Source organism: Methylophaga sp., assembly GCF_048266885.1.
Lineage (GTDB): Bacteria > Pseudomonadota > Gammaproteobacteria > Nitrosococcales > Methylophagaceae > Methylophaga.
In genome coordinates, this window is record NZ_JBLWYR010000003.1 from 81,507 (window position 1) to 94,600 (window position 13,094).

The following is a 13,094-nucleotide window of genomic DNA, read 5'->3' on the forward strand; positions in this document are numbered from 1 at the left end:
ACCGCTATACTCGCAAGCCAACATTGAGTAACATTTTTTCTTATCAGTAAAGGTAATGCAAGTATTTATATGAGTGCTCACCTCACCGACACGGCATTTTCATCGCTGCCACTTCATCCGCTACTGCAGAAAGGCTTGCAGCAAGCGGGCTTTGAATTTTGCACGCCGATACAGGCTAAGTCATTACCATTATTGCTGGCAAACCACGATGTCGCGGGTCAGGCACAAACGGGTACCGGCAAAACTATCGCCTTTTTATTAGCCACATTTCAGCGCTTATTAGCTAACCAAGATGCGCAAAATTCACCGCCTAAACAACCTCGTGCTTTGATTTTGGCACCCACTCGAGAATTAGCAATTCAGATTGTTAAAGATGCCGAATTATTAAATAGCCATGCCGGATTGCGCATTGTGATCGCGCATGGTGGTAAAGATTATCAACGTCAACGCGATGCTATCACTGACGGTTGCGATGTATTAATTGGCACGCCGGGACGACTGTTGGATTTTCATAAACAGCGGGTATTCAACCTTAATAATATTGAAGTTGTGGTGCTCGATGAAGCGGATAGGATGTTTGATCTGGGCTTTATCAAAGATGTGCGTTTTTTCTTGCGCCGTCTGCCAAGTCCGGAAAAACGTTTAGGCATGTTGTTCTCTGCCACTCTCAGTTATAAAGTGACTGAGCTAGCCTACGAGCACATGAATAATCCGGAAAAAGTGCAGGTTGAACCGGAAAAAATGATGGGTGACCGGATTGAAGAGTGGGTTTACTACCCTTCAAACGAAGAAAAAATCCCATTGTTACTGGCGTTAATTAAACGTATTAAGCCTTTGCGCAGTATTGTTTTTGTCAACACAAAACAAGTCGCTGAACGTGTATGGGGTTATCTGGAAGGTAATGGTTACAAAGCGGCATTACTCTCCGGTGATGTACCACAGAAAAAACGTGAAAGCCTGTTAAAACATTTTCAGGATGGTGAATTTCCCTATCTGGTCGCTACCGATGTGGCGGCTCGTGGGTTGCATATCCCGGAAGTCAGTCATGTGTTTAACTTTGATTTACCTCAGGATGCAGAAGACTATGTGCATCGAACTGGCCGAACAGCGAGAGCGGGTGCTAGTGGTATTGCGATAAGTCTGGCCTGTGAAGAATATGCCTTTTCATTGCCTGATATTGAGCAATATATAAAACATAAATTACCGGTAGCGCAAAGCTCTGATGAGCAGCTGGAAACACCGCAACCGAGAATCAGAGCAGAACGTAATCCGACACCTCGTCACCAAAATAAATCACGTGGCGATAACAGCAAAGACAATCGACCTCGACGTAACAAATCCTCTAAGGGATCGAGCAAACCGGTAACTTCGGATGCAAATCAATAGTAATTTACCGGTACTTTTCACCCCGAGCAGACAGCCGGAAGAGTCGTCTGTTCGACTCCCGGTGGTGTTTGATAAACAATCTGAATTTAATAATGTAAACCGTCCACCTGTTATCAGCCGTCCGGTTATCGGAGTGACGGATAATTACGATAGCCAGCAGGCACGATATATTCGTAACTTCAGCTTGGTCAATCGTGAAACTGAACGTGACGACACACAAACCAGACTGCCAGCTCAAGTACAAGCCTACTTGCAGGTAGAGGCAATCAAGGATGTTTCAACTCAGGAGAGACTATTTGATGCGATGGCTTAAGTTTGCCTTAATCAGCAGTGCTTTTTGGTTTTTAACGGCTTGTGCCACCAATACAAATGACGGTTCACCTGCTTTTTCAAATTTCGCCAAGAGTAATATTGACGATATTATTGAGTTACACCAACAACGGGTCATGCAGGATCTAAAAACGCTGACCATCAAACTTTATCAACGTAATCCCAATCAGCGTCATGATCGTCATATGCGGACATTGGAAGACAGCGTGGCCAGATTATTCATCTATCCCGCAAATGTAGGTTTTGATAAATGGGATGGGTTTGAGCCAACTGAAATTATTCGTCTGGCATTGACCGACGATTATGATGGCGATAGAGTGCTCGCATTTACTGTGGGCATGCGACGAATGTTAATGACTTCATATAACAATCAGTCAAAATTCTATTATCTGTCTTCAATTGACCAGCAAAAGCTTTACAACAGTGCACGGAATATCGAAATTGCGGCTTGGATGCTGGCGGAAAAACGTGATCAAAATAACAAACGTTTGTTGTTAAGCGATAGCTTGCAGGATGAGTCGAGAAATTTGAGTTTTCAACGCATTATTGGTGGCATGATTGCGACTCAGGATAATATGTCAGCGATTATCGCGCAGAAAAATGGTCGGCTGGTAAAAACAGTGGTGGTACAGGCAGCCTCAATGATGTTTCTGCCAATCTGACCAATTTATCTTGATCCTATTGCTTGATGCATAAAATGGTTTTTCAGCCACTGTGATTTGTTGACTTGTCGCATACCAGTTGTTCTTAACCAGCTGATGGGGCTGGCAGTCTGGGTAAACAGCCGATGAAAACCGTCCATACTGAATTGCATCAGCAGATTTTCTGCGAGTCTCCGCCGTTGATATTTCTTTAGCGTATGTAAACTGCCAATCCGACGCTCATTCTGTACCGCCCAGGTAAGGATTTCGGACAACGCTTCAGCATCCTGCAGACCAATATTCACGCCTTGCCCAGCAAGGGGATGTATTGTGTGTGCTGCATCACCCAATAGAGCAAAACCTGGTTTTACATACTCTCTGGCATGGGCCAAGGCCAGTGGGAAACTGGCGCGATCAGAAACCAGTTCAACTTTGCCCAGCCGATGCTCAAATGCTTCAGCAAGCGTTTGTTCAAAGCTGTGTTTATTCAAGGTTTTGAGGTGTTCTGCCTGCTCGGTTGGAAGGGACCAGACAATGGAGCACAAATGCGCATCATTTAGAGGTAAAAAAGCGAGCGGTCCGCCCGGCAGAAAACGTTGCCAGGCAGTTTTCTGGTGCGACTGTTCAGTACGTATGGTTGCGACAAGACCATGCTGCTGGTAAGTCCAGCCCCGGCTAGAAATTCCAGCTTGTTCTCGCAATACGGAATTTGCTCCATCAGCAGCAACAATTAATTCAGCGGTTAATAAGCGACCGCTTTCCAAGGTGATCTGGCCTGCTTGATAATGCTGTAGTTGAGCTGGACAGATAAATTCAATTTGTGGATGCAATTTGGCTGCTGCCAATGCCTGCTGTTGAATATGCTGGTTTTCAACAATATGGCCCAGATAATCAACACCGATATCTGCAGCAGAAAACTGCAGATCACTGTCAGCCGTTTCCCAAACCTGCATGTTTTCAAACGGACCCAAACGGCTAGGGTGAAGTGTCTGCCAGACATTAACCTCACTCAGAATTTTCTGACTGGCGGGGTTAATCGCACTGACACGTTGCAGTGGTGCATCATCAATGGCTACAGTGGCAGGTTGATGTGCTTCGATTAACGCTATCTTTAAATCAGTTTGCTTGACAAGTAACAGCGCAAAAGCAGTGCCGACCATGCCACCACCGACAATGATTACATCAAAGTCATTTTTCATAATGGCAGCCCTCGGCTAAGTCTGGTTTGTTTGTCGCTGAGGCCCATACTGGTTTTTGCCAGCCGGCTTTTTAATGCCGGGAGACCATTAAGTAATGCCAGGCTGAGCGAGCGGCCATGGCCCAACAGAAAACTGTTATTACTAAAGGTTTTCACCAAAAAGTCTGTGGCGCTGACTACTTTATCCTGATCCCGCTGTTGCCAGTCTGCGTAGTCATGTAACACACTAGCGTGACCACAATCTTCACGATGGGTTGCTATTAACTCTGCCAGCACTGCCGCATCACGTAAGCCAAGGTTAAAGCCCTGACCAGCAATCGGGTGCAGACTGTGCGCCGCGTTACCAATTAACACTACTCGGTGTTGTACCGGCTGATTAGTTTGCATCAATCCCAATGGGTAGCTGCTGCGCTGGCCGATTTTTTCGAAATGCCCCAGTCGATAACCAAAAGCTGTTTGTAATTGTTCGGCAAATTGCTGTTCGCTACATTCCAATAAGGATTTTTCTTTACCGGTTTGAACCGTCCACACCAGGCTGCAGCGACCTTCCGACATCGGCAATAATGCGAGCGGACCATGTTCCGTAAACCGTTCGTAAGCCCAATTTTGATGTGCACGTTCAGGTAGGACATTGGCGGTAATGGCAGTTTGCTGGTATTCACGCTGCCAGCTGGATAAGCCCAGTAATTCGCGGATAGTGGAAAATTGCCCATCGGCGCCTACCAGTAATTTTGTGGTAAGTTGCTGGCCATCAGATAACGTGACAGTGACCGATGTAGCGTTTTGCTCAAGGCTATCAACCTGTAGCGGTGTCAGAATGCTTAATGTTGGATGTTGCTGTAATGCCTGATTTAATTGAATGCCCAGATGCTTAGCGGTCATCACCTGGCCCAATGCCGGTACATTTTCTGCTTCGGCAGTTAGCCGGGTAGCACCAAAGTGACCGCGATCCGAAATATGTATGCCTTTAATCGCGGAAGCTTTATCAGCTAATTGAGGCCAGAGTTGCATGGTTTCGAAAATCCGCTGCGAGCCATAGGATAAGGCAATACCACGATCATCAAAGCCCGGCTGGTGGTGTTCCAGCAAATCCTGGGCTTCTACCAGAGCAATTCGCAGGCCACTATTCTGCAATGCAATAGCTAGACTTGAACCCACCATGCCTGCGCCAACAATCAGTAGATCAAAATCTGTATTCACGACCTTAGCGGGCTCCCGCCATCAGCGATTCGATCTCGTCAATTTCCTTGGGAGCACCAGCAGTTAACACTTCGTGTCCATCTTTGGTGACCAGCACATCGTCTTCGATACGAATACCGATAAAATGCCATTTTTTGTCAATGTGTTCGGGATCGCGAATGTATAAACCTGGCTCTACCGTCAGCACCATACCGGGTTCCAGTAAACGCCATGCTCCACCAACTTTATAATCGCCGACATCATGCACATCCATGCCCAACCAGTGACCGGTTCGGTGCATATAAAATTCACGATAAGCCTGATCTTCGATTAACTGTTCGACATTACCCGTCAGTAAACCAAGTTTGACTAAACCTTCGGTGAGAACCTGAACAGCTGCTTCATGTGGTTGATTCCAGTGATTACCTGGTTTGACTGCATCGATTGCAGCATATTGGGCATCCAACACGATTTGATACAAGGCACTCTGTTCAGTAGTGAACTTGCCATTCACCGGAAAGGTTCGGGTGATATCTGCTGCATAACATTGGTATTCAGCGCCGGCATCGATTAACAGCAGATCATTGTTTTTCAATTTACTGTCGTTTTCGATGTAATGTAGGATGCAGCCATTTTCACCGCCACCTACAATCGAAGGATAAGCCGGACTGCGACAACCATGTTTCATAAATTCATGAATCAGTTCAGCTTCGACTTCATATTCAAATTTACCCGGCTGGGTAAACTGCATGGCGCGGATATGCGCTTTAACTGAGGCCTCGGCAGCGTATCGCATGCTCTTGATTTCCTGACTGCTCTTAAACAGTCGTAATTCATTTAGGCAGTGCTCGAGTTCGATGATTTCAGTAGGAGAATGCTTGCCAGACCGTGAGGCCTGACGCAAATGGTTGAGCCAGCCCACCATATGTTGATCAAAGGCTGCCTGATTACCCATGGTGTAATAGACTTTTTCTTTGTCTTCCATCAAGCCCGGCAAAATATCATCCAGATCGGCGATTGGATAAGAATCATCTGCATCATAGATGGCAATAGCACCTTCCTGACCGGCGCGGTAGCCATCCCAGATTTCTTTATCCAGATCGCGTTCGCGACAGAAAATAATAAACTCACCATGTTCGCGGCCAGGAATAAGCACCAGAACCGATTCCGGTTCATCAAAACCACTTAAATAGTGAAAATTACTATCGCTGCGAAAAGGAAAATCTACATCGCGGTTGCGCGGATGGACCAGCGAGTTAGGTAATACAGCAATACTGTCTGGGCCCATGATATCCATCAGTTTTTGACGGCGTTTGGCGAATTCTTTTTTAGTCATTAATGCTCAATTTTTTTGTCTTCAGGGGCGATGGGATGCATTTCGCCATAAAGTAAAAACAAACCCATTCGAAGATATTCCACTAATTCTTCATAGTTATTGTCATCATCTTCACTGGTTTGCAATTCGATATCATCGATCTGGCTAATCTGTAACACATCTGTCAAGTATTCCTGACAATCTGCTGGTAATTCAGTTTCATCAGTTAATCCGGAAACACCCAGACCAAATACTAGTCCTTGGCACCAATCACTTAGTGCGGCCAGGCGAGAGCCGATCGGTGCATCATCATCTGGCAGTTCAAGTTGAAAATCAAAATCCAAACTGTTGAGTGATTGAATGGTTTCATCAAACAGACCCAGCAGGTTTTGTTTTTCTTCCTCGCCAGGGCGGTAGTCCTCAAACAAGTCGCTATACCAGGTATTGCGATTGGCCTGAGAATCCATACATAGCAAACCACATAATGCGCCTTGCAGTTCGGCTGTGCTGGCAGGACCGTCGACGGTCACGTTTTCCGGTGAGAGGGATGGAAAATATAATTGAGACATAGAGATACAACCTGAAATTAAAAAACACATCATGCAGTTGTTGACCGGGTCAACGGCGCACGTCTATAGTTAGCCATTATTCTCGCATAGCCAAGACGCATATTAATGGATAAAAACCCGATTCAACAATTGGAACAGCAGCTGGATGAGCTGCTACGGGCCAGCAGACGCTTGCGTGAAGAGAATATGTTACTTCGTTCTCAACAGGCAGCCTGGCTTAGTGAGCGCGCGCAATTAGTTGAAAAAACTGAAATTGCTCGTAATCGTATCGAGAATATGGTCAACCGTCTGAAACAGTTGGATGAAGAACTATGAATGTACCTGTTCACGTCACGATCCTGGGAAAAGAATATCAAGTTGCCTGTCCTGAAGATCAACAAGATGCGCTAATTGCGTCTGCGCGGATGGTGCATCAGAACATGGAAAAGATTCGTAACAGTGGCAAAGTCGTGGGTGTTGATCGGATTGCGGTAATGGCTGCATTGAATATTGCGCATGAGTTACTGACTTTGCAACAGGACGAAAGCCAGGACATCAAAAAAGTGAATGAAAAGATTTCTCTGCTTAAAGAGCGGGTTAGTGCATTTATTAACGAAGATCGGCAATTGGAATTATAAATTTCTGGCGACTTGGCAAACAAATTTGCGTATCATTTAACTAACCCTGCGGTGAGCGATAGCGACATGTGTTGTCTTGAGCCGATAAGCAAATGCTTTAGGAAACCAAATTTACGGGGTTGAAAAACAAGCCCGCTCCGACGGGAAGTTTGCCATCCCCATGCGGTTTCCCACTTGAACCAACAGGTTCAAGAACCCCGTTCGTAACGCCACTGTGGGGCCTTTATTTTTATTTCTCTCTCGCTTTTATCAGCGAACACCTAACTGATTTATTTTCATCAATAACCTATTGAGCATGTCGCGCTCTTCCCGGCTTAGTGCTTCGCTAAGTTGTTTTTCGTGCCTAGCCAGAACTATCTCCAGCGCTTCCTCAATCAGTTTTTTTCCTTTGTCTGTTAATTTGACCAGACGACTACGCTGATCATCGGAACATTGCCGACGACTTATTAAGCCGGTTTTTTCAAGACTGTTGAGGACTTTGGTTAAACCACCCGAACTTACCAAATTAACCTGGCATATATTAGAAGGCGTTTGTTCGTAAGGTGGTCCTTGCAAGCGCAATGATGCCAGTGCATCAAATTCCCCCACATTAAGATTAAATTGTTCCATCACAATTTTGGCGTCAGAAAAAAATAATTCACGAGCGCGGAATAGCCGTTTAATTGTTTCTGCCACAGCAAGATGCTCGCCATGCCAACAACTGCGCATTTTATCGAGTGCTTCTTCAATACTTAATATGCGATCTGCCAATTGATGCTCTCCTAATATGGCAAAATTATGACAACAAAATTAACTTGCACGTGAAAGAATCTTGCATTAACCTTTCCAGAAACCTTTCTAGAAAGAATTCTAAGCTATTCCACTCGCTTTCACCAGCGAATAACAAAGGATCTGTCATGTCAGACTATTCCGCTCCATTAAAGCCCGCATTCCTGCGGAGTTTTGCCATCACTGCATTATTTTCGCTGAGTCTGCTAAGCCAAGTTGCTAATGCAGAGCAACCCCTTCCCAAGGTTCAGGTTGTACAGCCTGAAATTCGCGAATTAACTGAATGGAAAGAGTTTACTGGCCGATTTGAAGCAGTTGAAATGGTTGAATTGCGAGCCAGGGTGACAGGTTATCTGGATAGAGTGCATTTCCAGGACGGGCAGATGGTTAAGAAAGGGGATTTGTTGTTTGAGATTGATCCTCGTCCCTATGAAGCGGCATTAGCAAGAGCAGAAGCGGAACTGGCCAGAATGCAAAGCCAGTTAAAATTAGCAGATCTCGATACCAAACGTGGTGAGCGTTTGTTAACTCAAAGTGCTATATCTCAGGAAGAAGTAGATACGCGTCGTGCAGGCTTTCAGGAAGCCAATGCCAATGTAGCATCGGCTGCTGCAGCAGTTAAAACAGCCCAATTAGATCTGCAATACGCCAAAATTATCGCACCGGTTAGTGGCCGAATTTCAAATCGTCGAGTTGACGTAGGAAATCTGATCGGCAGTGGTGATAGTGGTGAAGCATTGAGCACGATTGTTTCATTGGATCCTTTGCATTTTGTATTTGATGTCTCCGAAACGGAATATCTCGAATTGATTCGACTGCCGGGGGGCCAGGATCAACTTGCCAATGGCAGAACCATGCCAGCCGAGCTTAAATTAATTGATGAAAAAGACTGGAGCCGGGAAGGCCGCATTGACTTTGTTGATAATCGATTAGATGAAAACACCGGTACATTGAGAATGCGGGTCATTGTGGATAATGCTGATGGGGTATTGCGTCCTGGTATTTTTGCAAGATTACGACTGCCAATAAGTCAGAATGAAGAAGCTATGCTTGTTCCAGATAAGGCGATTGTGACCGACCAAGCGGCCAAGATTGTAATGAGTGTCGATGCTGAAGGTAAAGTCATTCCTAAACCAGTTGAGCTCGGAACTTTACAAGGAAATATGCGGGTTATTCGCAGTGGCTTGGATCCATCTGACAAGATTATCGTTGAAGGTTTGTTGAAAGCGCGGCCAGGGGTAGAAGTAAACGCTGTTCCATACCAAGCGGATGAACAGGCCAATAACGATGGACAAGACTCATGAAGTTCACCCATTTCTTTGTCGAAAGGCCTATCTTTGCGGCTGTTATCTCAATCCTCATCGTATTGGTTGGTTCAATTGCCTATAGCAATTTGCCAGTTGCTCAGTATCCGGAAATTGCACCACCAAGTATTGCCGTTACGGCGACCTATCCCGGTGCGACTGCCGAAACAGCTGGGAATACTGTAGCAACGGTATTAGAACAGCAAATTAACGGTGTAGAGAACATGCTCTACATGAAATCTGAAAATACCTCAGATGGTCGTACATCACTGAATATTACCTTCAAGCCAGGTACAGACTTAGATACGGCTCAAGTTTTGGTTCAAAATCGTATTGCGATTGCAGAGCCTTTGCTGCCAGAGGAAGTGACACGCCAAGGTATTGATATTCGCAAAAACTCCCCTGACTTAATGATGGTTATTCATATTCTGTCATCGGATGGCAGTCGCGATAACCTTTATGTATCAAACTACGCAAGAACCCAGGTTGTAGATCGATTAGCCCGTATTGACGGGGTTGGTGAGGCTCGAATTGTTGCCGAACGTGCTTATGCCATGCGGATTTGGATTGACCCTGAACGTGCTCAGTCGTTTGGTATGACCGCCACGGAAGTGGTGGCTGCACTGCGTGAGAATAATACCCAGATAGCGGCAGGTACCATCAACAGAGAACCGATTGAAACGAAAGGCGGTTTTGAGTTGAGTGTGGAGACGCAAGGGCGTCTGCTGGAAGAAGATGAATTCAGCAACATCATCGTTAAACGCGGTACGGATGGACGTACCGTAAGGTTAAGGGATTTAGCCAGGGTTGAACTGGCAGCCCAGGATTACAATAACATTGGCTATCTAGATGATAACTTGGCATTACCGGTTGTTATCTTCCAACGTCCGGGTTCTAACGCCTTAGAAACCGCTCAGGCATTACGAGCAGAGATGAAAGATATTGCTCAAAGTATGCCTTATGGCGTCGAATATCAAATTATTTACGATCCAACTGAGTTTATCGCTAAATCCATCGAGAAGATTTATCACACCATTTTAGAAGCCATTATTCTGGTTATTTTGGTCGTAATGCTGTTTCTGCAAAGCTGGCGTGCATCGATTATTCCGATTTTGGCGATACCAGTGTCGCTGATCGGTACGTTTGCCGTAATGTCCATGCTTGGCGTCTCATTAAATAACTTGTCGTTATTTGGCTTAGTATTGGCAATCGGTATTGTGGTCGATGATGCGATTGTTGTGGTTGAAAACGTGGAGCGTTATATCCGAGAAGGATTGAGTCCTCGTGAAGCGGCCCATAAAACCATGGATGAGGTGGGCGGCGCTTTAGTTGCGATTGCCATCGTATTAACGGCCGTATTTATTCCTACAGCGTTTATTACCGGTATATCGGGAGCGTTTTATCAGCAGTTCGCTCTTACTATTGCGACTGCAACGGTTATTTCATTAATAGTCTCATTAACACTGTCACCTGCTTTATCAGCACTGTTATTAAAACCGCATGTTGAAGGGCATGTTCCGGGTGGTGTGTGGGGCAAAGTCGGCTACCCATTCCGTGCGTTTGGCAATGGTTTTAACCGTGCATTTGAATGGATGGGTGATCGCTACTCGGCCATGACACGCAAATTGTTACGCATGATGGCGGTTATGCTATTGATTTATGTTGGTTTGATCGTACTGACTGGTTATCAGTTTAATAAAGTGCCAACAGGCTTTATTCCTGAACAGGATCAAGGATATTTGATCAATGTGTTGCAGTTACCACCAGGTGCAACGTTGGAAAGAACCGATGCTGCTGCTCGTGAGGCATCAAAAAGGTTGAGAGACGTTCCGGGTGTTGCACATGCCGTACTGTTTGTTGGTCTGGATGGTCCCACATTTACTAATGCGTCTAACTCAGCGGTTATCTTCACGCCACTGGATCCATTTGAGGACCGTATCGCTGCTGGTCTTTCAATTGACGATATTGTGGCGAGCTCTCAGCAAGCTTTATCTCAGGTGGATGCGGCGATGGCTTTTGCTATTAAACCACCACCAGTGCGGGGTATGGGGAACTCAGGTGGTTGGAAACTTTATGTTCAGGATCGTAGCGGTCTCGGACTTGAAAGGTTACAGGCCGTTACCAATGAAGTAATCGGTGCAGCCAATCAGACAGATGGTTTATCGGCCGTATTTACCTTTTTTAACGCGGGTACACCCCGAATTTACGCCGATATTGATCGTACCCGTGCGGAAATGCTCAATGTGCCAGTAGGCAATGTTATCGATACTCTGGAAATCTATCTGGGCTCACGTTATGTCAACGATTTTAACTTCCTGAATCGGACTTATCGTGTTGTTGCCCAGGCGGATGGCCCATATCGTGATGAAATTGAGGATATTGGTAAATTACGCACTCGTTCTGATAATGGGGCGATGGTACCTATCGGAACAATTGCCACCTTTGAAAATATCACAGGGCCAATACGTTTGCCGCACTACAATTTGTATCCGGCCATTGAAGTTCAAGGAAGTACTGCTGCTGGCTTCTCTAGTGGTGAATCGCTGGCCATTGTTGAACAATTGATGAGTGACACGTTACCTGAAGGCATCAGCTTTGAATGGACTGAATTGGCGTTGCAGGAAAAATTGGCAGGTAATACCGCGTTTCTCAGTTTTTCGTTGGCCGTAATATTTGTATTTCTATTACTGGCGGCACTATATGAAAGCTGGTTATTGCCCCTTGCCGTTGTATTGATTGTACCTATGTGTTTATTGGCCGCGATCCTTGGCGTCAGTTTGCGGGGTATGGATAACAATATTTTGGTACAGATTGGCTTTGTGGTATTAATTGGTTTGGCATCGAAAAACGCGATTTTGATTGTTGAGTTTGCTAAGCAGGCCGAAGATCGCGGTTTAAATCGCCTGGATGCTGCGGTTGAAGCTGCACGTACTCGTTTACGTCCAATCTTGATGACTTCTTTTGCATTTATATTAGGTGTTGTGCCATTGGTTTTAGCTTCAGGTGCAGGTGCTGAAATGCGACAAGCGCTGGGTACAGCCGTATTTTTTGGTATGCTGGGTGTGACTTTCTTCGGACTAATCTTTACACCGATCTTTTATGTATTTTGCCGTTGGTTGGCATCATTAAGAGATAAACGGAATGTGAAGCATGATAATAGTGAAGATCCTTCCACACAGGATGACTCGCTAGTGGTTGACCGTTGAAACTACATGGATTCAACTAGGTCTGATTAGAAGTCACATCTTTTTAGGAGGGAATATGAAACTACTGACAAGTATTATGATCGCGCTGGCTTCTTCGACTGCAGCTGCCAATACGCAGATTGAATTATTCGAAGTGGATAAGCAGGGTGTAGGAAAAAGCTTAGGTTCCGTTGAAGTTCACCAATCTGCTTTTGGTTTAGTCTTTACTCCAGAACTAAAAAACTTATCGCCAGGTCTGCATGGATTTCATGTACATCAGAACCCAAGTTGCGATGCAGCAGAAAAAGATGGTGAGATGGTACCTGCATTGGCTGCCGGTGGCCATTACGATCCTTATGAAACCGGTAAACACGATACACCATGGGGCAGTGGTCATGCTGGGGATTTACCACCTTTATATGTGGCAAATGACGGTACGGCTTCCCATCCTGTTTTGGCGCCACGTTTAACGTTAAAAGATTTGGATGGACGATCTTTGATGATACACGCAGGTGGTGATAACCACTCTGATCACCCTCAACCACTAGGTGGCGGCGGAGCCAGAGTGGCTTGTGGTGTAGCCAACTAATTCTATTTAAATG

Annotated in this window: 13 protein-coding genes and 1 other RNA gene; 9 read left to right on the top strand and 5 right to left on the bottom strand. The window is 45.5% G+C overall.

The genetic code is table 11. The features are described 5' to 3' along the window. The first annotated feature begins 69 nt into the window (after positions 1–69). Genes rhlB through ACN0V2_RS02425 form a run of 3 tightly spaced genes read left to right on the top strand, consistent with a single transcriptional unit; the run spans position 70 to position 2,378 of the window. The gene (gene rhlB, locus ACN0V2_RS02415) at positions 70–1,386 is read left to right on the top strand and encodes an ATP-dependent RNA helicase RhlB (RefSeq protein WP_417549198.1); all 1,317 of its coding nucleotides are present in this window, start codon (positions 70–72) and stop codon (positions 1,384–1,386) included. Continuing rightward, on the top strand, positions 1,373–1,699 hold the full coding sequence (locus ACN0V2_RS02420) for a hypothetical protein (protein WP_417549199.1): 327 nt from the start codon (positions 1,373–1,375) through the stop codon (positions 1,697–1,699). The genes rhlB and ACN0V2_RS02420 overlap by 14 nt, the downstream gene beginning before the upstream one ends. Further along, the gene (locus ACN0V2_RS02425; RefSeq protein WP_417549200.1) at positions 1,686–2,378 is read left to right on the top strand and encodes a hypothetical protein; all 693 of its coding nucleotides are present in this window, start codon (positions 1,686–1,688) and stop codon (positions 2,376–2,378) included. Before ACN0V2_RS02420 ends, ACN0V2_RS02425 begins: the two co-directional genes overlap by 14 nt. 5 nt (positions 2,379–2,383) lie before the next feature. Here ACN0V2_RS02425 and ACN0V2_RS02430 read toward each other — a convergent pair whose 3' ends face one another. The 4 genes from ACN0V2_RS02430 to ACN0V2_RS02445 are packed head-to-tail and all read right to left on the bottom strand — an operon-like array spanning position 2,384 to position 6,618. Then, positions 2,384–3,556: a UbiH/UbiF/VisC/COQ6 family ubiquinone biosynthesis hydroxylase gene (locus tag ACN0V2_RS02430; protein WP_417549201.1), complete on the bottom strand. Its 1,173-nt coding sequence runs from the start codon at positions 3,554–3,556 to the stop codon at positions 2,384–2,386. After that, positions 3,553–4,755, bottom strand: a complete 1,203-nt coding sequence (gene ubiH, locus ACN0V2_RS02435) for a 2-octaprenyl-6-methoxyphenyl hydroxylase (RefSeq protein ID WP_417549202.1) — start codon at positions 4,753–4,755, stop codon at positions 3,553–3,555. The genes ACN0V2_RS02430 and ubiH overlap by 4 nt, the downstream gene beginning before the upstream one ends. Before the next feature lie 4 nt (positions 4,756–4,759). Further along, positions 4,760–6,070, bottom strand: coding sequence for a Xaa-Pro aminopeptidase (gene pepP / locus ACN0V2_RS02440; RefSeq protein WP_417549203.1), 1,311 nt, complete (start codon positions 6,068–6,070; stop codon positions 4,760–4,762). Continuing rightward, positions 6,070–6,618, bottom strand: a complete 549-nt coding sequence (locus ACN0V2_RS02445) for a UPF0149 family protein (protein WP_417549204.1) — start codon at positions 6,616–6,618, stop codon at positions 6,070–6,072. Before ACN0V2_RS02445 ends, pepP begins: the two co-directional genes overlap by 1 nt. A 105-nt stretch (positions 6,619–6,723) precedes the next feature. Between ACN0V2_RS02445 and ACN0V2_RS02450 the strand changes: the two genes are divergently transcribed. The 3 genes from ACN0V2_RS02450 (at position 6,724) to ssrS (ending at position 7,460) form a co-directional block, all read left to right on the top strand. Continuing rightward, entirely contained in the window at positions 6,724–6,933 is a 210-nt protein-coding gene (locus tag ACN0V2_RS02450; RefSeq protein WP_069294960.1) for a TIGR02449 family protein, read from the top strand. Beyond that, entirely contained in the window at positions 6,930–7,235 is a 306-nt protein-coding gene (locus tag ACN0V2_RS02455; RefSeq protein ID WP_069294959.1) for a cell division protein ZapA, read from the top strand. The genes ACN0V2_RS02450 and ACN0V2_RS02455 overlap by 4 nt, the downstream gene beginning before the upstream one ends. Before the next feature lie 40 nt (positions 7,236–7,275). Next, a non-coding RNA gene (gene ssrS, locus ACN0V2_RS02460) (6S RNA) lies at positions 7,276–7,460 on the top strand. Between the two features lie 24 nt (positions 7,461–7,484). Here the strand turns inward: ssrS and ACN0V2_RS02465 are convergent. Beyond that, positions 7,485–7,985 (bottom strand): MarR family winged helix-turn-helix transcriptional regulator, encoded by a 501-nt coding sequence (locus tag ACN0V2_RS02465; RefSeq protein ID WP_417549205.1) that lies wholly within the window; start codon positions 7,983–7,985, stop codon positions 7,485–7,487. Positions 7,986–8,131: 146 nt separating this feature from the next. Between ACN0V2_RS02465 and ACN0V2_RS02470 the strand changes: the two genes are divergently transcribed. Genes ACN0V2_RS02470 through sodC form a run of 3 tightly spaced genes read left to right on the top strand, consistent with a single transcriptional unit; the run spans position 8,132 to position 13,081 of the window. Beyond that, the gene (locus ACN0V2_RS02470; protein WP_417549206.1) at positions 8,132–9,307 is read left to right on the top strand and encodes an efflux RND transporter periplasmic adaptor subunit; all 1,176 of its coding nucleotides are present in this window, start codon (positions 8,132–8,134) and stop codon (positions 9,305–9,307) included. Continuing rightward, entirely contained in the window at positions 9,304–12,513 is a 3,210-nt protein-coding gene (locus tag ACN0V2_RS02475) for an efflux RND transporter permease subunit (protein ID WP_417549207.1), read from the top strand. The genes ACN0V2_RS02470 and ACN0V2_RS02475 overlap by 4 nt, the downstream gene beginning before the upstream one ends. Positions 12,514–12,568: 55 nt before the next feature. Next, complete coding sequence (gene sodC / locus ACN0V2_RS02480; protein ID WP_417549208.1) at positions 12,569–13,081, top strand: superoxide dismutase [Cu-Zn] SodC; 513 nt, start codon at positions 12,569–12,571, stop codon at positions 13,079–13,081. Positions 13,082–13,094: the final 13 nt, after the last annotated feature.

What these genes read in the sequence shown, in the direction of transcription:
- ACN0V2_RS02445 (WP_417549204.1), bottom strand. Translation starts at nt 6,618, where the DNA reads ATGTCTCAATTATATTTTCCATCCCTCTCACCGGAAAACGTGACCGTC.
- rhlB (WP_417549198.1), top strand. Translation starts at nt 70, where the DNA reads ATGAGTGCTCACCTCACCGACACGGCATTTTCATCGCTGCCACTTCAT.
- ACN0V2_RS02450 (WP_069294960.1), top strand. Translation starts at nt 6,724, where the DNA reads ATGGATAAAAACCCGATTCAACAATTGGAACAGCAGCTGGATGAGCTG.
- ACN0V2_RS02470 (WP_417549206.1), top strand. Translation starts at nt 8,132, where the DNA reads ATGTCAGACTATTCCGCTCCATTAAAGCCCGCATTCCTGCGGAGTTTT.
- ACN0V2_RS02430 (WP_417549201.1), bottom strand. Translation starts at nt 3,556, where the DNA reads ATGAAAAATGACTTTGATGTAATCATTGTCGGTGGTGGCATGGTCGGC.
- ACN0V2_RS02420 (WP_417549199.1), top strand. Translation starts at nt 1,373, where the DNA reads ATGCAAATCAATAGTAATTTACCGGTACTTTTCACCCCGAGCAGACAG.
- pepP (WP_417549203.1), bottom strand. Translation starts at nt 6,070, where the DNA reads ATGACTAAAAAAGAATTCGCCAAACGCCGTCAAAAACTGATGGATATC.
- sodC (WP_417549208.1), top strand. Translation starts at nt 12,569, where the DNA reads ATGAAACTACTGACAAGTATTATGATCGCGCTGGCTTCTTCGACTGCA.
- ACN0V2_RS02475 (WP_417549207.1), top strand. Translation starts at nt 9,304, where the DNA reads ATGAAGTTCACCCATTTCTTTGTCGAAAGGCCTATCTTTGCGGCTGTT.
- ACN0V2_RS02455 (WP_069294959.1), top strand. Translation starts at nt 6,930, where the DNA reads ATGAATGTACCTGTTCACGTCACGATCCTGGGAAAAGAATATCAAGTT.
- ACN0V2_RS02425 (WP_417549200.1), top strand. Translation starts at nt 1,686, where the DNA reads ATGCGATGGCTTAAGTTTGCCTTAATCAGCAGTGCTTTTTGGTTTTTA.